Here is an 18521-nt window from a genome sequence, read left to right as displayed (position 1 = left end):
GCCCGGCATTGATCCGGGCCGAAGCGCGTTCTCGCTTCACTCGGCCAGAAGGTTGAGCACGCGCGAGAAGGGGCCGGTAAACCGCAACCCGCCGGACATCACGATCAGGCAATAGCAGGTTTCGTTGCCGACGATCTGCGGATGGTGATCGTCATCCTCTGTGTTGATCGCAACGTCGCCGGCTTCATAGATGTCGTCGCCATCCTTCATGGCGCCGGCCATGACGAGCGTAAGTTCGCGCCCCTCATGCGTATGCTGCGGAATGCGAGCGCCCGGACGCGCACGCAGGAGGCTGACCTTCTCGCCCGCGAAACCGTCAAGCTCGTATTCCGCCACGCCCGGTAGCCGGAACTTCCAGGGGATCTGATCGAAGTCGCGCCCGACCGCATCGATCACGGGGCGCGGCAACGGGCCCGCCGCACATGCCGGCGCCATCGGCGGCGAGCCGTCGCCGTCGAGGCGCGCAAGCACCTCGTCGAGCGCGGCGGCTGACATTGACACCACCGGTTCGTCGGCGAGCAGCGCGCCGCCCACGGCCTCGAACGCCTCCACCCTCGTCCGGCTTTCCGGCGCATGGGTCAGATGGGCGGCAACGAGCAAGGCGAGCCCCGGCGAGGCGGCACCGCTTGCATAGTCGGCCAGCATTTCAGTCGTTGGAGCGTGTCCTGGCATCAAACATCGTCTTCAGTTCGTCAGTTGCGACCATCCGGGGCAACCCCAGCGGTCCCATATGTCGGCGTATACGAATGTGCGCCTCTTCTGGATCACTATGATAGCCCGCGCGCGCATCAGGGAAAGACCATGCGTGGCAGGTTGTTGTTGTGCGATTGAAACGAGCCGTCTCTCCTGTGACAAGAAGGCTGCAGGTCTGTCATTGGCCGCGGGTCCGATTGGCCCGGGAGGTCACGCTTGAAACCGATTTTTCTTTACGGCTCGCTTCTGGATCGGCGCCTGCTCGAGGTCGTGCTGGGCCGGGTGCTGGGGCCGCGCTGTCTGGTCGCCGCCCGCGTCCACGATCTGGCTGCGTTGCGGCACGCGCACGCAGACTACCCGATCCTCAGACCGGTCGCGGGGGCGCTGACGGAAGGTTTGCTCTTCCATCCGGCCAGCCCCGAGGATCGTGCGCGGCTGGAATTCTATGAATTTGCCGAGTACGAGCTGGCAGACATTGTCGCGAACACCGCCGCGGGGGCCATCGACGCATTGTTCTTCGATGCGCGACCCGACGTCGAGGCCTCGCCGCACGCCTGGGATTTCGACACTTGGGCCGCGCAGCACCGGTCGCTCGCCATCGAGGCGGCCCGGGCGTTGATGGAGCTGCGCGGGCAGCGCTCGCCAGAGGAAATGCATCGCCTCTGGCCGGCGATGCTCAACCGGGCGCGCGCTCGGCTCAGGGCGGCTGAAAGCTCGACCATCGCGGACCCTCCGTTGCGGACTGGCTTCGACGCCGCGGCCGATGTCGCGTGGATCGAACGCCACCGGGCATGGACCGGCTATCTCGAGGTCGAAGAGCATCTCCTGCGCCATCGCCGCCACGATGGTGGCTGGACCGGACCATTGGCGCGAACGACCGTCTCGTGGGGCGATGCCGTGACCATCCTTGCCTACGACCCGCGCCGCGACAGGGTGCTTCTACTCGAACAGTTCAGGCCCGGGCCCGCCGCGCGCGGGGATGCCGATCCGTGGTGTGTCGAGGTGATCGCCGGCCGGATCGATGCGGAGGGTGACGCCGAGGGGACGGCACGGCGAGAGGCCCGCGAGGAGGCAGGCATCGAGATCGGACGCATCATTCGGTTGCCGGACTATTACCCCACCCCCGGGCTGGCATCCGAGCATCTTTCCTGCTTCATCGGCGAGGCGGACCTTGCTGGCGACGGCGGGCTGCATGGCATCGCATCCGAGGGGGAGGATATCCGCACGGTGATCCTGCCCCTCGACGAAGCGCTCGACGCGCTCGAGCGTGGCGCGATCAACACCGGACCCGCCATGATCCCGCTCCTGTGGCTCGCGCGCCATCGTGACCGGCTCCGTGCAGAATGGCTGTAAGGTCGGCCCGCTGCACGGGGTTGAGCCGAGGTGCCAATCGGCTTAAGTGAGGGCCGAGTGTGGAACCCTGACTTCATCGGCCGAGGAGTGTGGAATATGCGAGTCTTCAAGGATCTGCCCGATGCGGTGGGCCACACCCCCCTCGTTCGGCTTCGCCGCGCTTCCGAGCTTACCGGGTGCGAGATCCTGGGAAAGGCCGAGTTCCTGAACCCTGGCCAGTCCGTGAAAGACCGGGCGGCACTCTGGATCATTCGCGACGCCGTCGCGCGCGGCGAACTCAGGCCGGGCGGCACCATCGTCGAGGGGACGGCCGGCAACACCGGTATCGGGCTCAGCCTTGTCGGGGCCGCGATGGGGTTCAGGACCGTCATCGTGATCCCCGAGACGCAGAGCCAGGAAAAGAAGGACATGCTGCGTCTTGCAGGCGCCGAGCTGGTCGAGGTGCCCGCGGTTCCGTATCGGAACCCCAACAACTACGTCCATTACGCGCGCCGGCTTGCCGAGACGCTGGCGCGAACCGAGCCGAACGGCGCCGTCTTCGCCAATCAGTTCGACAACGTGGCCAACCGCCAGTCGCATATCGACTCGACGGCGCCCGAGATCTGGGACCAGACCGGCGGGAAGGTGGACGGGTTCATCTGCGCCGTGGGGTCCGGCGGAACGCTTGCCGGCGTCGCGATGGGGCTCAAGGCGCGTAATTCCGCAATCAAGATCGGGCTCGCCGATCCGCTGGGTGCGGCGCTCTATGAATACTACAAGAACGGGACCCTGAAGGCCGAAGGCTCATCGATCTCCGAGGGCATCGGCCAGGGACGGATCACCGCCAATCTCGAGGGGCTCGACGTCGACTTCCCCTACCAGGTTCCCGATGAGGAAGGGCTTCCGGTGGTCTTCGACCTCCTGCAGCACGAGGGCTTGTGCATGGGTCTCTCGACCGGGATCAACGTGGCCGGCGCAATCCGCATGGCGCGCGATATGGGACCGGGGCACACCATCGTCACGATCCTTTGCGACTATGGCTCGCGCTACCAGTCGAAGGTGTTCAACCCATCGTTCTTGCGCGAGAAGGGGCTGCCCGTGCCCGAGTGGCTCGACCGCGGCGCGGACGCGTCGATCCCGAAGGTCTTCGAGGACGCCTGACCGGGATCGAGGCCGCCGCAAACCCCTCTGGCATCCTCGGGAGCCGCGGGGTAAGGCGTAGGGCATGAGAGCAACCATACTCGGCACCCTGATCGGGTCGTTGATGGCGGTCCTGGTGGCGGGGCCGTTGCATGCGCAGCGTTCGGAGACCCAGCCGGAACCGCCGCGGGTTCTTCTCGAGAGCTGGGAGGCGCATGCAGACGAGGCGACCCGAAGGATCGAGGAAAAATCCCTCGACTTCGAAGACATCGACGAGCTGCGTGCAAAGCTCTCAGCCGAGCTTGTCAGCATCAACGAACTGTCGGCGAAACTCGATAGCGAACTCGCGCCGCTGATCAGCCAGCGCGATGCACTTGGCCCGGCTCCGGGCGAGGGGCAGTCCGAGTCACCTGACGTCGCGCGCGAGCGGACGCGGCTCGCCTCGGCAATCGAGGATCTCGAGGGCGTCAAGCGTCGAACTCAGCAGGCCTCGGTTCGAGCAGCGGCGCTGATCGACCGCCTGCAGGCGCTGCGGCGCCAGATCTTCAACGAGGCGCTTCTCGAGCGCGGGCCCAGCATTCTCGATCCCAGAACCTTCACCACCGCGATCAGCGAATTGGGGAAGGGCGTCGGGGTGCTGATCGCCGAGACCCGGACGAGGATCTCCGAGGAGGAGATCGGAATGGGCTCGGGGCTTGTCGTGCGTATCGTGGCGCCTGCGGCTGCGATGATCTTCGCACTCCTGGGCTTTCGCAGGATGCGCAGGATCCTGATCCGCAATCTCTCCAAGCGGGTCAATCCCAACATGACGGCGTCGCGGCGTTTGGCCCTTGCAGCGGGGCTGACTGCGATCCGGCTGGTTCTGCCCATCCTTGCGCTCGTCGTGGTCTTCGTGGCGACGGCCGCTTCGGGACTTCTGGGAGAGCGGGGGCTGGAGCTTCTCGTCGCGTTGGGGATCGCGGCGACCCTGGTGATCGGCGCCTATGCCCTTGGCAGCGCGTTCTTCTCGCCGCGGATACCCGAATTGAGGATCTCGGCGCTCGGTGATCGCGATGCCAGGCGCGCCCATGCTCTGCTCGTCGTTCTTGCCACGCTATTCGCGCTCGACTGGATACTGGTGGTCGAGGGCAAGAACGTCGGCGCCGCGATCGAGGTGCTGACCCTCTACAACACGACACTGCAGATCCTCGGCGGCGTCGCGCTCTGGAGCCTCGTCAGCGTGATCCAGCATCGTCTCGGCGCCGGGGAGCCCGAGGCAGCCGAGGGCGCACGCGACTTCGACGACGGGAGCACCGAGCAGGACACCAGCGACGAGATCCTCGTGCCCTTCCTGCTGCGCGTCGCCAGCGTCGTGTACAGGATCGTTGCGGTGCTGGCGCCGGTACTGGCGTTGAGCGGGTATTTCGCCGCGTCGCGCTTCGTCTTTCATCCGACGCTTGCCTCGGCGGGTCTGATCGGGTTCTTCGTGCTTCTCTACTCGGTCGTGCGCGAGGTGATCGAAGGCATTGCCGCGCCCGCCGGTGCGACCACGACGGCACAGCGTCGTCTGCGGCTGATCCCGGTGATGGCGGGCTTTCTGCTCTCGCTGATCGCCTTGCCATTGCTGGCGTTGATCTGGGGCGCGACGACCGTCGACCTGCTGGCCGTCTGGCGCGGACTGGGTGAGGGTTTCGCGGTCGGCGATCTGACGGTGTCGCCCGCCCAGTTCCTTTACTTCTGCGTCGTCTTCGCGGTCGGCTACCTGCTGACGCGCCTCATCCAGGCGGTCCTGCGCCATTCCGTGCTGCCGCTGACCAGCCTCGACACGGGTGCGCGGGCGGCGATCATCGCCGGGACCGGCTATATCGGAATTCTCGCGGCGGCTCTGGTCGCGGTTTCGACCGCCGGGCTCAATCTCTCGAATCTCGCCATCGTTGCGGGCGCGCTGTCGGTCGGTATCGGCTTCGGGCTCCAGAACATCGTCAATAATTTCGTCTCCGGCCTGATCCTGCTGATCGAGCGCCCGGTGAAGGCTGGCGACTGGGTCGAGATCCCGTCGGGCATGGGGTACGTCAAACAGATCAACGTGCGCTCGACCGAGATCGAGACCTTCGACCGCTCGGCGCTGATCGTGCCGAACTCCGAGCTGATCTCGAGCACGGTGACGAACTACACGCATCACAATCTTCAGGGGCGCATGATCCTGAAGATCAGCGTCGCCTACGGGACCGACACGCGGAAGATCGAGTCGCTTCTGCTCGAGATCGCCCGAGGGCACCCGATGGTCCTGCGCCGTCCGGCCCCCTGGATCTATTTCGCGGGCTTCGTGAACGGTGCCCTCGAGTTCGAGATCCGGGCGATCCTGCGCGACGTGAACTGGGTTCTGAACGTGCGCAGCGACCTCAACCACGAGATCGCGCGCCGCTTTGCCGAGGAGGGCATCGAGATCCCGTATCCGCAGCGCGATCTGCATCTGCGGAACGCGGGCGACGTCGCCGCCGCGCTCGGGTTGCAGCCTGCGCAGGCAGTGGCGGCGGCCGGGACGCCGGCGAAGTCATCGCCGCCGCCGCGACGCCGCAGCGGGACAGCACAGCACGATGACGTCGATGCAGACGCCGGGGACGCCTCGGGTGACGCCGATGGCGACGGACGCTGACGCCTGTTCTCGCGCCCAAGCAACTTCCAGGAGACACCGCATGACCGAGCCTCTTTTCCGCGAGGATGCCTATCTGGCCGAATGCGAGGCGCGCGTGGTCGCTATCACCGAGGATGGCGGCATCGTCCTCGATCGCACCGTGTTCTACCCGACAGGCGGTGGCCAGCCGGGAGACAGCGGAACGCTTTCCTGGGACGGCGGCGAATGCTGGATCGTGACGGCGGTGAAGGGCGATCAACCGGGCGAGATCGCGCATACCCCGCGCGAGGGCGAGGCGCTTCCGCCCGTTGGCGCGACGGTGAAGGCCGCTCTCAACTGGCCGCGCCGGCTGCGCCACATGCGGATGCACACGGCGCTGCACCTGCTCTCGGTCGTGATCCCGTTGCCGGTCACGGGCGGCTCGATCAACCATGAAAAGGGCCGTCTCGACTTCGACATGCCCGAACCGCCGGAGGACCGCGAGGCGCTTGAAGCGCGGCTCAAGGCGCTGATCGCCGCGGATCATCCGGTGTCGAGCGAGTGGATCAGCGATGACGAACTCGAGGCCAATCCCGGGCTGGTCAAGACCATGGCGGTCAAGCCGCCGATGGGGCAGGGCCGTGTGCGGCTGGTGCGCATCGGGGCGGGAGAGGGAACGGTCGACCTTCAGCCCTGCGGCGGCACGCATGTGCGCTCGACAGCCCAGGTGGGCGCGGTCTCGCTGGGGAAAATCGAGAAGAAGGGCAAGCAGAACCGGCGCGTGACACTGCTGATCGACGACTGAGTCGCGGCGGGTCAGGTTGATTCCCACCGGCGGCGCGTCTACGAGGAAGTAACTGAATTTCCGCTGAAGGAGACGGTCCCGCATGTCGCAGACTGACACGAGCCTCCTTGTCTCGACCGCATGGCTCGAGGAGCGCCTCAGCGCGCCCGACATCCGTATCCTGGATGCCTCGCTCTACCTGCCGGGCGACACGCGCGATGCGCGCAAGCTCTACGAGGAGAGCCATATCCCGGGCGCGCGCTTCTTCGATATCGACGAGATCTCGGACGCGCGCTCGGAACTTCCTCACATGCTTCCGCCGGTCGAGAAGTTCGTCGCGCGCGTGCGGCGCATGGGGATCGGCGACGGGCATCGCGTGGTGGTGTACGACCAGCAAGGTCTCTTCTCGGCCGCGCGGGTCTGGTGGATGTTCCGTGCCTTCGGCCACCAGGACGTGGCCGTGCTGGACGGAGGCCTGCCGAAATGGGTCGCCGAGGGGCGCCCGGTCGAGGACGAGGAGCCCGATCCGCGCGAGCGCCACTTCACGGGTCGCAAGAACGCGGCGATGGTGCGCGACGTCACCCAGATCGCCGGCCACTCCAAGCTGCGCGACGAGCAGATCGTCGATGCCCGCTCGCCGGGGCGTTTCCGCGGAGACGAGGCCGAACCGCGACCTGGTCTCCGGGCGGGCCACATCCCGGGGTCGATGAACGTCTACTACCGCTCGCTGTTCGAGGACGACGGCACGATGAAGCCGCTGGGCGAGACCCGCGCGATCTTCGAGGCCGCGGGCGTGGATCTCTCAAAGCCCGTGGTCACCACGTGCGGCTCGGGCATCACCGCAGCGATCCTCACCCTGGCCCTGCATCGAATGGGTCACACCCGCAACGCGCTCTATGACGGGTCATGGGCGGAGTGGGGCAGCTATCCCGATCTCGCGGTCGAGAAGGGGTGACCGCCGATGACGCTCCTCAAGGCGGGCGACAGCATCGACTATGCGGTGACTTATCTCGAGATGGACGCGCGGCCCGCGACGCCCATCCCGCACATGCCCGTCGGGGCGTCGCTGGCCCTGATCAGGGCCGAGGCGCCGCCCGCCGAGTACTTCCTCTACCTCTATGGTCAGGTGGGGGGGCCGTATGAGTGGACCGATTGGTTCCGGCGTGAGGACAGCGAAGTCGAGGCGTTCATCACGGATCCCGCCACCGAGCTCTTCACGCTGATGCTCGATGGCTGGCCGGGCGGATTCTTCGTCCTGGACACCCGATCCGCCGGGATCTGCGACCTCGCCTATTTCGGGCTGGTGCCGCAAGCGGTGGGCCGCAGGCTGGGGCACTGGCTGCTTGCGACCGCGGTCCACATGGGCTGGGACAGGCCCGGCGTGCAGAAGCTGACGGTGAATACCAACACGCTCGACCATCCGCGGGCGCTGGGCCTCTATCAGCGGGTCGGCTTCGTGCCGGTGCGCCGCGAGGCCGCGAGCCGCATCCTCAGCCGCCCCCGCGAGGTCTGAGCGCGTTCAGCCCGCCGCCGCGACGCTTCGGGCAAGCGTGAGGAACTCGTCGATGCTCAGCGTCTCGGCGCGCCGCGTCGGGTCGATTCCCGCGTGTGCGAGCACCCCGAGCGGATCCGTGCCGAGCGATTTGAGCGACTGGCGCAGCATCTTGCGCCTCTGCGAGAAGGCGGCCGCCACGACCTTTTCCAGCAATCGCGGGTCAACCTCGGCACGCGGGGGCGTCGGACGGATGTGGACAACAGAGGATGTCACCTTGGGCGGCGGCACGAATGCCGATGGCGGCACGTCGAAGACGATCCGCGCGCTCGATCGCCACTGCGCGAGCACCGAGAGCCGGCCATACGCCTTCGTCCCGGGCTGGGCGACGATCCTTTCGGCGACCTCGCGCTGGAACATCAGGGTGAGGCTCTCCCAGAAGGGCGGCCATTCGGGCGGCGTGAGCCAGCGCACCAGAAGCTCGGTTCCGATGTTGTAGGGCAGGTTGGCGACGATGCGTGCCGGGCCGCCCAGGTGTGGCAGGGGGTCGACCTCGAGGGCGTCGCCCTCGATGACGATCAGCCGCCCGGGATAATGGGCCGCGATCTCGCCGAGCGCGTCGAGGCATCGCCGGTCGCGCTCGATGGCGACAACCTTGGCGGCTCCCTGCCACAGAAGCGCGCGGGTCAAGCCGCCGGGGCCCGGACCGACCTCGACGATCTCGGCGCCCTCCAGCGGACCAGAGGCGCGGGCGATCCGCGCGGTCAGGTTGAGATCGAGAAGGAAGTTCTGGCCAAGCGACTTCTTCGCAGCGAGCCCATGGCGCGTGATGACCTCGCGCAGCGGCGGCAAGCCGTCGGGCGCGCTCACCGCGGTCGCGCCCGGGTGTCCGACATTCGAGCCGCCATGTTCAGCGCCTCGATCAGACTCGTCGGGTCGGCGAGGCCTCGGCCCGCGATATCGTAGGCCGTGCCGTGGTCTGGGGATGTGCGCACGAACGGCAATCCCAGCGTGACGTTGACGCCGCGCTCGAAGTCCAGCGCCTTGACCGGGATGAGGCCCTGGTCGTGATACATGGTCAGCGCCGCATCGTAGCGCGCGCGCCGCTGCATGGAACATCGTGTCGGCGGGATGCGGGCCGGTCGCGTCGATCCCCTCGGCGCGCAGTTGTGCGATCGCGGGCGCGATGATCTCGATTTCCTCTCGGCCGATCGCCCCACCCTCGCCGGCATGGGGATTGAGCCCCGAGATGGCGAGCCTCGGCGTCCCGATGCCGAAATTCTCCTGAAGCCCGGATGCGGTGATCCGCGCGGTCTCGACGATCAGGTCGGTGCTCAGCGCGGACGGGACAGCGGCGAGAGGAACATGAATCGTGACGGGGACAACGCGCAGCGACGGGCCGGCAATCATCATGACCGGCCGCGCGACGCCGCCCAGATGCGCGAGAAACTCGGTATGGCCGGGGAACGCGAACCCGGCACCATCGTAGAGCGCCTTCTTGTTGATCGGGTTGGTGACGACGGCCGCGGCCTCGCCCGACATCGTGAACGCTAAGGCACGCTCGATCGCGCGAATGGTTGGCACGGCGTTCGCGGCTTCGGGATGGCCGGGTTGGGCGAGCACGCTCAGAGGCTCCGGCAGCACCGGGAGCGCGCCGGCATAGATGGTGGCCGCCTCGGCAGGGTGCGATATCGTTTCAATTCGAACGCCCGCCTGCCGCGCGGGACCGGAAAGGGCATCGGGATCGGCGATCATGAAGAACGCTCGGTCAACTTGCCCGGTGGCATAGGCGCCGACGGCGATCTCCGCCCCGATGCCCGCGGGATCGCCCATCGTGAGCGCCAGCGGTGGCGCGTCGGCAGGCGTCATCTCAGCTCGATCAACGCGTCGCGGCGCAGTTCCTGAAGCAACCCTTCCGAAAGGCGTGCCGTTTGCTGCGCGATCAGGCTGCGACGCACCCGTTCGCGAAGCTCGGGATCGGCGGTATCAAACTCCTTGGGCGTCTCGACGCGCTTGTCGGTAACCTGAAGGATCGAGAAGCCGCCGGTGACGGGCAGCGGTTGCGAGACCTGTCCGATCGCGAGCGGGGAAAGCGCCGCGACGATCGCCGGCGGAAGGTTGCGCTCGGCCAGCCATCCGACGTCACCGCCCGACTTCGCGCTGGGCGAGCGGGAATACCGGGCCACGAGCGTGCCGAAATCCGCGCCCGCGTTGACCTCGGCGATGATCTTTTCAGCCAGCTCGCGCGTCGCGGCCTCGCCGCGCTGGTTCTCGGCGGTCGGAAGGCCGATCTCGCGAACCCGCCACGAGGTCACGCCGCGTCCCTTGAGCAGCTCGAGCTCGGCCTCGATCTCGGCTTCTCCGGGTTCGAGCCTGCGCGCAAAGCGCGCCCGAACGACCTCGCGCCAGACGGCTTCGGCGGCGACGAGATCGTTGATCGCGCTCTCGCTGACGCCTTGCGCAGAAAGCAGGGCGGTGAGCGCGTCGGGCGTGGTATTGAGCCGCTCGGCGATCTCGGCGCGCGCGTCCTTGAGGATCTCGGGCGTCGGGGTGAGCCCCAGCCGCTTGCCCTCCTGCAGCTTGAGGCGATCCTCGATCAGCTGGTCGAGAGCGGCTGCCTGCATGGCCTCGGCACTGGCGGCCGTCGCACCCAGCGTCTGCAGGATCTGCATCCGTTGCTGCAGGTCATAGCCGGTGATGGCCTGGTCATTCACCACCGCCACGGGGCGAAACATCGTCTGCTGTGCTGCTGCGGGCGCGCCAGATCCCACAAGCAGGGCGATGCCGAGCAAGATCGGCTGCAACGCGCGAAGGGGCATTCCGGGTCTCCACATGTCATTCGCCGCCCATCTGGGCGAACTCCGAGTTGCGCAGGTTCGGCGAAGTAAATCTTGGCAGTGGATCGCGCCGCCGCAATGTCTGGTCGGTCCCGATGGTCAGCAGGCGCACCTGCACGCCGACCGACGTCGATGCCGGGGCATCGTCGGAGTCCGTGAACCGCCTTCTCACGAACAGGTCGACGGCGCAGCACTCGTTCTGGAACGTGATCGCGCCGCCGGTCTCGACGAAGGCGTCGGCGATGAGGTCCCGCTGGAGAAAGCCGCTGAGCCGCCATTCCGGCGTAAGCTGCAATCCCGCCAGCGCGTTCACCTCCTCGCGATCGCTGGGCGATCCGGTCGAGGGGTCCGCCTCGAGGAAAGCGTAACCCGCGCTCAGCGAGACGCGCCCGTATTCGAAGTCGGCAAACACCTCGTTGCGGTTGATGTCGAAGTCCCCGTCCACACGCATCCTCTGCCGAACCGTCAGGTATGGGGCGAGCGATACCGACCAGGCGCCGACCCAGTCCGATGTCATGCCCGAGAGCCCGGTTCCGACCCCGAACTCGTCGGCATCCTCGAACCGGAAGATGCGCCCCAGCGTGCCGTCGACCCGAACGCCCTCGGAGATCACGCGCTCGTAGCGCATTCCGAATGTTGCACGCGTCCCTTCCTCGAATCCGTCATAGCCCGAGAACCTGCTGACTTCGAAGAGATTGGTCTCGTCGAATTCAACCTGCTGGCTGTCCTCGTTGGGATACTTCGATCCGTTTCCACCAGTGGGCGCCACGACGAACTGGGCGATCGGCTCGATGACATGGGCGGCGTCGCCATCGCTTTCCTCCCATATCAGGGGGTAGCGCGCCTCGATGCCCGCGTACGGGGCGAAGCGTGCGGAGGTGAAGTCCCCGCGCGTCGGATCGTCCTCGACGATGAAGACATCGCCCCGAAGCTCGGCGAACCCTCGCAGCGCGAGGCCGACCGGCAGGATCTCCTCGCGCTCCCAATCCGCGCCGAGCGAGAACCGCGTCACGTCCCTGCCGTTGTTGCGGAACAGCGTCTCGGTCGCGGTGAAGAACCCGACCTCGCCGCCGAGATAGGGATCGGCATATTCTCGCCGGGCCTCGAATTCGGGCAGCACGCGCGGGATCTGGCCAGCGGGATCGTTGTCGCGCAGCGACTGGAAATAGAGCCCGGTCAGGTCGTAGAAGCCGTCGTTCCAGTAGTTCCGCACGAAGACCGTGCTGGTCAGGATGTCGTTGTCCGAGAAGTCGAAACGGCGCAGATAGGCATCGTCCGACGCCGTGCTGATATCCCAGCCCCAGCGCGCGCCTTCGTCCAGCCAGTCGGCATCGAACCGCCCGCGCGTGTCGACGTTGCCCTGGAAGCTGCTCTCGCCGGTGTAGTCCGTGCGGGTGACGCTGCCCGAGAAGATGAACGACCCGGTCCCGAAGACGCGCCGGTACTCGAACTCGCCGATGACGCCCTCTTCGGTGGTGAAGAACGGTGTCAGCGTCATGTCCGACCTGTCGTCGATCACCACGTAGTAGGGGATCTTGGTGCCGAAGCCGTAGTTCCCGGACTGCTGGAACGAGGGCACGAGAAAACCCGAGGCCCGTTCGACGGTGGGGTCCGGATGCTGAAAATAGGGAACCCAGGCAACCGGCACGCCGAACACGTCGAGAGTCGCGTGCTCGTAGTGGATCGTCTTCTCTTCCTCGTCGTGAATGATCTTGCGCGCCCGGATGCGCCACAACGGAGTCGGGTCTTCCTCGCAGACGTCGCAAGGGCTGTAGACCGCCTTCGAGAGCGCGTTGTAGCGCTCCTCGAACCTGCGGGCCTCGACGGCGGACAGCTTGGCTCGTTCGCCTAGGACCGAGCGCGCACCGCGCACCAGCCCGTCACGAAGCTTCGCATCCAGGTCGGCGAGATCGGCGTAGACGGTCGCTCCGGCAGGGTCGCGGAGGACAATGTTGCCCGTCGCCTCGATCCGGTCCGCGCGGCTGTCATAGACGATCTCGTCCGCCGTGAGCGTACGGTCGCCGTAATACACCTCGACATTGCCCCTGGCCGTCACCCGGCCAGTGTTTGTGTCGTATGTCACCTCGTCCGCGATCAGCGCGACGGGCTGGTCGCGATCGATCGTTTCCGCGCCCAGTTCCTCGATGGCGGATTGCGCGAACGCCTGCGATGCGATGCCGGCCGCGGCGATGCAGGCCACCAGGCCCGCCGCGGCGAGGCTGCTCAATCGGCGTGTCATCGGCACACTTGCCCCCGGCATCCGCTGCGACCGCCCCCGGGTCGCGCCCCCCTTTTAGCCATCCTCGAAATGCAACAGCAAGCCGAGAGCGAGCAGCACGGCTGCCGCAGGCGGCGCCCAGGCAGCGACGGTGACCGGGATCGCACCCGACGACCCCAGTGCACGGGCGATGTCCGAGAGGAAAAAATAGGCGAAGCCCGAGATCACGCAGCCGAGCGCCATCATGCCGAGGCCGCCGAAACGTACATGCCGCATCGAGAATGCCGCACCGACCAGGACCATCGCGGCGAAGGCGACCGGAACAGCCAGCAGCGCATGCCAGTGCAACCGGTGTCGCGCCGAGGAGAAACCCGAATCCTCCAGCAAACGGACGAACTCGGGCAGTTTCCAGAAGCTGATCGTGTCGGGGGGGGCGAAGCTCTCCTGGATCCGCGCGGTGGTGAGATCTGTCGGGATGGTCATCTCGTCGATGGCGACCGCGACGGTCTCGCGCTGCATGACCCCCGAATCGCCTTCGTCGGGATCCGAGGCCGAGAAGTCCCAACGCTGCACGCCCGAGAGCCGCCAGACCTGGTCGCCCAGCGCCGCCGAGCGCGCGTCGATGCGTCGCGTCAGCTGGTCGGTGGTGCTGAACTGGAAGATCGAGACATCCCAGAGCCGGTCGACGGGACCGGAGGCACGCGCGGCGTTGATCACGGTCTGCCCGTTCTGGTCGCCCTGCCGCAGCCACAGCCCGTCGGCCGAGACCGAGAGCGCCGAGGACGAGCGCCCGAAGAAGCGCTCCTCGAGCTGCATGAACCGTCCCGACAATGCCGAGGCCACGGGGTTGTAGACTGCGAATGCCAGCACCCCGAGCATGACCGCCGCGGTCAGGACGGGGGCGAGGATGATCCAGACGGACACGCCGGCGCCGCGCATCACCACCAGTTCCGAGCTTCGCGCGAACCAGGCGAAGCACGTCATGGAGGCAAGCAGCACCGTGAACGGTGCCGCGGTGATGGTGATCGAAGGCGCGCGCATCAACGCCATGACGATGAGGTCTGTGAAACCCGCGCCGCCCGAGCGATTGGCGCGCATGAGCTCGACAAGGTCGACGATCGCGACCAGCGCGAATACGGCAAGAAAGGCGCCGAGCGCGATGCCGAGAAAGCGGCGCAGGACATAGAGCGACAGGGTCCCGCTCATGCCTGTGTCCCCGTCAACTTGCCCGATCCCCCGATGGCGCTGCCCGGGGCCGGTGGCCGGATCGAATGGCGCGCCATGAGCCAGATCGCGAGCGCGATGGCGGCAAGCGGCGGAACGTAGAGCAACGGCCAGAGCGCCGCTTGCGCGGCCACCATGCTCTTGATCGCGAGGCCGATGACCCGCAGGGCCAGCGCGACGGCAACCGCGACGACGACGCGGCGGCTGAAGCCGCGTCGCCGGAAGCCGGCCGCGACGACGATGGCGACCGCGAGCAGCATGAAGGCAGGGACGTAGAGCGGCGACGAGAGTGCCTCATGTCCCTCGGCGCGGAACTCGCCAAGGGTGCGCCCGCCGGTCTCGTCCTCGCCGATGGTCAGCAGTCGCCCGACGTAAAGCTCGCTGGGCTTGCGGTCGCGCTCGGTGCCGGCTTCGGCGAACTGTGACAGGTCGTAGCCAAGCTGCGTGAATCGCAAGACCGAGAGCGATTCCTCGATGCCCTCGCGCGCGATCTGAGCCACGCCGTCGAACATGACCAGCCGCGTGCCCGGCCCGTCGTCCAGCAGCACGGCGCGTTCGGCCGTATAGGTCGATACCTGCGCCGGATCGCGCTTGTCGTGGACGAAGACGCCCATGAGTTCACCGGGACGGCCGACCTGACGGATGTAGACGGTGACGCCGCGCGCCGGAGTGAGGAAGGCGCCCTCGCGGATGAATGCCGCGGCAACGTCACCGCGCACCTGCGTGATCCGGTCTCGAAGTTCGCCCTGCGTCAACGGGACGAGCCACAAGGTGACGAGTGCAACGATCACCGTCAGCACGAACGCCGCGATCGCGATCGGACGCAGCAGCCGAAGCCGCGACACGCCCGCGGTGGCAATGACGACGAGCTCGCTTTCCGCGTCGAGCCGGTTGATCGCGTAGAGCGTCGCCGCGAAGGCGGCGACGGGGAGCACGATCGTCATCACCCTCGGCAGCAGGAGCGCGGTGAACTCGAGGAAGACCCAGCCGGACTGGCCATTGTTCACGACCGTGTCGATGACTCGCAGCGACTGGCTCAGCCAGATCACCCCCGTGAAGACGAGCACGAAGAACAGGAACGGGCCGATCATCTGGCGAATGATATAGACGTCTAGGCGCGCCACTCGGTCGGGCTCCGGTCAGGGTTGGTCGCGCGGATCATGGTGTGCCGACCCACGAAGGGCAAGGCCGGAATGGCGTCATCGGCGGGCAGGGCGCGGATCTGCGCTGCCCCCTCTGGTCAGAGCCGGCGCCAAGGGCTAGGTGTGGTCTCCGAGGCAGACCGCAAGGAGATTCCCGCATGAGCACGACGCCCCCTTCGATCCGTTTTTCGCCCGAGGCGGATGCCGATCTCGCCGTGACCGAGGGCACCATCGTGGTATTCGTCGATGGCGAGGGAGCGCTCGCGCCGGGGGCCGTGCGTCTCGACAAGGCGATGGGAGGCGCGCTCACGCGCTCGGCCGGCGACGAGGACTTCAAGGCCAAGGCGGGCGCAATCGTGAAGTTCGCCTTCCCTTCCGGCACCGCGGCGCGCGCCGTGATCATGGCGTCGCTGGGCAGCGAGCCCGGGGCGGTGGCCGCGCGCAAGACCGGCGGCGCGATTGCCAAGGCGCTCGGCAAGGGGGCGGTGACGATCGCGACCGGCGGCATAGCTGACGATGCGGTCGTCGCCGATCTCGTCCTTGCGGTGGCCCTGAGGCTCTATGACTTCCGCGAATACAAGAGCGCCTCGGACGACGAAAAACCCGCCGATGCATCGCGCGAGATCACGGTGCTTGCAGACCGGCCCGAGACGCTCGCGCGCCTCTCGGCGCCACATGCGGCATTGGCGGAAGGCATCTTCTTCACCCGCGACCTGGTGAACGAGCCGGCAAACCGGCTGACGACCGACGAGTTCGCGGCGCGTCTGGCGGCGATGCAGGAGCTGGGCCTCGAGGTCGAGATCCTGGGCGAGGAAGAACTCGAGAAGATCGGCGCTCGCGCCCTGCTCGCCGTTGGCCAGGGCTCGGCCTCGGAATCGAAGCTGGTCGTGATGCGCTGGCAGGGCGGCAAGGCGGACGAGCCGCCGCTCGCGCTGGTCGGCAAGGGCGTGGTCTTCGACACCGGCGGCATTTCGCTCAAGCCTGCCGCCGGCATGGAGGACATGACGATGGACATGGGCGGGGCGGGCGTCGTGGCGGGCGTGATGCGGACCCTCGCCTTGCGCAAGGCCAAGGCGAACGTCATCGGCGTGGTCGGGCTGGTCGAGAACATGCCCGACGGCCTCGCCCAGCGCCCGGGCGACATCGTGAAGTCGATGAAGGGTGACACGATCGAGGTGATCAACACCGACGCCGAGGGGCGCCTCGTGCTGGCCGATGCGCTCTGGTACACGCAGGAGACCTACCAGCCGAGGGGCGTGATCGATCTCGCGACACTCACGGGCGCGATCATCATCGCGCTCGGCCATCACCGGGCGGGGTGGTACGCCAATGACGACGAGTTCGCGGCCGCCTTTGCGGCTGCCTGCGAGGCCAGCGGCGACGACGCTTGGCGCATGCCTCTGGGCAAGCCCTATGCCGAGCAGATCAAGTCCCGCAAGGCCGACGTGAAGAACACCGGCGGCCGCCAGGCCGGCTCCATCACCGCGGCCGAGTTTCTCGCGCGCTTCATCAAGGACGGAATGCCCTGGATCCACATCGACATCGCCGGCGTGGCCGAGACGTCGTCCGGCACCGATCTTGCCCCCAAGGGCGCGACGGGCTGGGGCGTGGCCGCGCTCGATACGCTGATCCGGGAAGAATACGAGGGGTGAGGCGTAGCGATTGGCCGAGGTCCGGTTCTACCACCTGACGCAGCAGCCGATGGAGGTGGCGCTCCCGGTGATGCTCGAGCGCTGCCTCGACCGGGGCTGGCGTGCGGCCGTTCGGGGCGCGATCCCCGAGCGTATCGAGGCGCTCGACACGCGCCTGTGGACCTGGCGTGACGATGGCTTCCTGCCGCACGGCAAGGATGGCGACCCGATGCCCGAGCGCCAGCCGGTCTGGCTCACCACCAGTCCCGACATCCCGAATGGCGCGGTTGCGCTTTTCCTGATCGATGGCGCCGAGGCGAGTTCCGAGGAGATGGCGGCCTTTCAGACGGTCGCGGTTCTGTTCGACGGGCACGACCCGGATGCCGTGACGCGCGCTCGCGCGCAATGGAAGGCGGTTTCCGGTGCGGGCCTCACCGCCGTCTACTGGGCGCAGGAAGACGGCGGGCGGTGGGTGAAACGGGCGAGTTCCGGCGCCTGAGCTCGACGCCTCAATCCCGGCGCCGGGCGCCGGTCAGCAGCTCAGCTTGCACGCCCCGAGGCTGCGGATATAGGCCGAGATTTCATCGACAGCGCGGGCCGAGATGTCGAGTTCCGGCATCGGCGGGTGCGGTTCGGCGACCCAGGCGCGCAATCCCTCGTCGCTGCGGCCGCGGGCCAGCGACTCGAAGGCAGGCCCCGCATCCCCGCCGGGTCCGTCGGGGCTGACGACGTGGCAGTCCGAACACCAGCGCACCGCGAGTTCGCGACCGCGTTCAAGATCGGGCTCCTGCGCCGAGCCCGCGATGGGCGCCAGGACAACGAGCGCTGCAAGCAGCGACCAGCGGGCGCCGATGACGGTCATTGCGGCGCCTCCAGAAGCTCGTAGCCCTCCAGCGTCCAGCCGCGCATGATCTCGGGGATCTCGTCCTCGCTGAACTTGCGCTGGATCTCGTGGTTCTCGGCGAAGGCGGCGAGATCGGCGATGTCATTCGCCGTAAGGTCGATCTGGTAGCCGAACTCCAGCGATTGAAGCTCGATCATCGCCGGGGCGCCGCGCCACATGCGGGCCGCGAAGTCGAGGGGGTCGAAGACGCCGGCCGGCTCGCTCGCGTCGAGCGCAGGACCCGCCTTGCCGCCGACGCCGTTCACCGCGTGGCAGACCACGCAGCCCTTGGCGACGAAAATGATGCGCCCGCGGTCGGCATCCGGGACAGGGATGCTCATGACGCGCGCGGGGCGGGCGGATTCGCCGCTGGCGGGGAAGGCCGGCATCAGCAATGCCGCGGCAATCAGGGTGAGGGTCGGCATTCTGCGCATGTCTTTCTCCGTCTGGCGGCGTCATCCTGCATCGAGCCTGCCCCGGACCCCCATGGCGTGCCATGATTCACGTCAAACCCTCGCGCAGCCGCGACGCGGTCGTGAACGGAAGGCTTTG

At 67.3% G+C, this 18521-nt stretch carries 16 protein-coding genes and 1 pseudogene; 8 read left to right on the top strand and 9 right to left on the bottom strand.

The annotated features are described in order from the left end of the window. Positions 1-36 precede the first annotated feature (36 nt). A complete protein-coding gene (locus H0I76_RS06640) occupies positions 37-672 on the bottom strand; it encodes a ChrR family anti-sigma-E factor (RefSeq protein ID WP_200608548.1) in 636 nt (211 codons plus the stop codon). Between the two features lie 237 nt (positions 673-909). Between H0I76_RS06640 and H0I76_RS06635 the strand changes: the two genes are divergently transcribed. The 6 genes from H0I76_RS06635 to H0I76_RS06610 all read left to right on the top strand — a co-directional run bounded on the left by H0I76_RS06635 (position 910) and on the right by H0I76_RS06610 (position 8055). Further along, entirely contained in the window at positions 910-2046 is a 1137-nt protein-coding gene (locus H0I76_RS06635; protein ID WP_200608546.1) for an NUDIX domain-containing protein, read from the top strand. Between the two features lie 96 nt (positions 2047-2142). Then, on the top strand, positions 2143-3186 hold the full coding sequence (locus H0I76_RS06630; protein WP_200608544.1) for a cysteine synthase A: 1044 nt from the start codon (positions 2143-2145) through the stop codon (positions 3184-3186). A gap of 64 nt (positions 3187-3250) precedes the next feature. Continuing rightward, positions 3251-5800, top strand: a complete 2550-nt coding sequence (locus H0I76_RS06625) for a DUF3772 domain-containing protein (protein WP_200608542.1) — start codon at positions 3251-3253, stop codon at positions 5798-5800. A 40-nt stretch (positions 5801-5840) separates the two neighbouring features. Then, positions 5841-6563, top strand: coding sequence for an alanyl-tRNA editing protein (locus H0I76_RS06620; protein ID WP_200608540.1), 723 nt, complete (start codon positions 5841-5843; stop codon positions 6561-6563). A gap of 82 nt (positions 6564-6645) precedes the next feature. Next, on the top strand, positions 6646-7497 hold the full coding sequence (sseA, locus tag H0I76_RS06615) for a 3-mercaptopyruvate sulfurtransferase (RefSeq protein ID WP_200608538.1): 852 nt from the start codon (positions 6646-6648) through the stop codon (positions 7495-7497). 6 nt (positions 7498-7503) lie between these two features. After that, positions 7504-8055 (top strand): GNAT family N-acetyltransferase, encoded by a 552-nt coding sequence (locus H0I76_RS06610; protein WP_200608536.1) that lies wholly within the window; start codon positions 7504-7506, stop codon positions 8053-8055. Between the two features lie 6 nt (positions 8056-8061). On the opposite strand, the gene rsmA is transcribed toward H0I76_RS06610, so the two are convergent. The 6 genes and pseudogenes from rsmA to lptF all read right to left on the bottom strand — a co-directional run bounded on the left by rsmA (position 8062) and on the right by lptF (position 15437). After that, positions 8062-8904: a 16S rRNA (adenine(1518)-N(6)/adenine(1519)-N(6))-dimethyltransferase RsmA gene (gene rsmA, locus H0I76_RS06605; protein WP_200608533.1), complete on the bottom strand. Its 843-nt coding sequence runs from the start codon at positions 8902-8904 to the stop codon at positions 8062-8064. Then, positions 8901-9789, bottom strand: a pseudogene (pdxA, locus tag H0I76_RS06600) (4-hydroxythreonine-4-phosphate dehydrogenase PdxA). The gene rsmA and the pseudogene pdxA overlap by 4 nt, the downstream one beginning before the upstream one ends. A 110-nt stretch (positions 9790-9899) precedes the next feature. Then, on the bottom strand, positions 9900-10853 hold the full coding sequence (locus tag H0I76_RS06595) for a peptidylprolyl isomerase (RefSeq protein ID WP_200608531.1): 954 nt from the start codon (positions 10851-10853) through the stop codon (positions 9900-9902). Between the two features lie 16 nt (positions 10854-10869). Further along, positions 10870-13110 carry an LPS-assembly protein LptD gene (locus H0I76_RS06590; protein ID WP_200608529.1) on the bottom strand — a complete coding sequence of 747 codons (2241 nt, stop codon included), beginning with the start codon at positions 13108-13110 and terminating at the stop codon, positions 10870-10872. 54 nt (positions 13111-13164) lie between these two features. Beyond that, positions 13165-14295 carry an LPS export ABC transporter permease LptG gene (gene lptG / locus H0I76_RS06585; RefSeq protein WP_200608526.1) on the bottom strand — a complete coding sequence of 377 codons (1131 nt, stop codon included), beginning with the start codon at positions 14293-14295 and terminating at the stop codon, positions 13165-13167. Next, the gene (lptF, locus tag H0I76_RS06580; protein ID WP_200608524.1) at positions 14292-15437 is read right to left on the bottom strand and encodes an LPS export ABC transporter permease LptF; all 1146 of its coding nucleotides are present in this window, start codon (positions 15435-15437) and stop codon (positions 14292-14294) included. The genes lptG and lptF overlap by 4 nt, the downstream gene beginning before the upstream one ends. Positions 15438-15613: 176 nt before the next feature. Between lptF and H0I76_RS06575 the strand changes: the two genes are divergently transcribed. Beyond that, complete coding sequence (locus tag H0I76_RS06575; RefSeq protein ID WP_200608522.1) at positions 15614-17107, top strand: leucyl aminopeptidase; 1494 nt, start codon at positions 15614-15616, stop codon at positions 17105-17107. Positions 17108-17117: 10 nt separating this feature from the next. Then, on the top strand, positions 17118-17585 hold the full coding sequence (locus tag H0I76_RS06570) for a DNA polymerase III subunit chi (protein ID WP_200608520.1): 468 nt from the start codon (positions 17118-17120) through the stop codon (positions 17583-17585). A 33-nt stretch (positions 17586-17618) separates the two neighbouring features. On the opposite strand, the gene H0I76_RS06565 is transcribed toward H0I76_RS06570, so the two are convergent. Together H0I76_RS06565 and H0I76_RS06560 are read right to left on the bottom strand one after the other, a co-directional pair. Further along, positions 17619-17948 (bottom strand): c-type cytochrome, encoded by a 330-nt coding sequence (locus tag H0I76_RS06565; RefSeq protein WP_200608518.1) that lies wholly within the window; start codon positions 17946-17948, stop codon positions 17619-17621. Then, the gene (locus H0I76_RS06560) at positions 17945-18403 is read right to left on the bottom strand and encodes a c-type cytochrome (RefSeq protein WP_200608516.1); all 459 of its coding nucleotides are present in this window, start codon (positions 18401-18403) and stop codon (positions 17945-17947) included. The genes H0I76_RS06565 and H0I76_RS06560 overlap by 4 nt, the downstream gene beginning before the upstream one ends. Positions 18404-18521: the final 118 nt, after the last annotated feature.

Origin of the sequence: Thermohalobaculum xanthum, from assembly GCF_016623495.1 — a bacterium.
Taxonomy (GTDB): domain Bacteria; phylum Pseudomonadota; class Alphaproteobacteria; order Rhodobacterales; family Rhodobacteraceae; genus Thermohalobaculum; species Thermohalobaculum xanthum.
The sequence above is the reverse complement of the archived record's forward strand: the minus strand, read 5'-3'. Positions and strand labels throughout refer to the sequence as shown.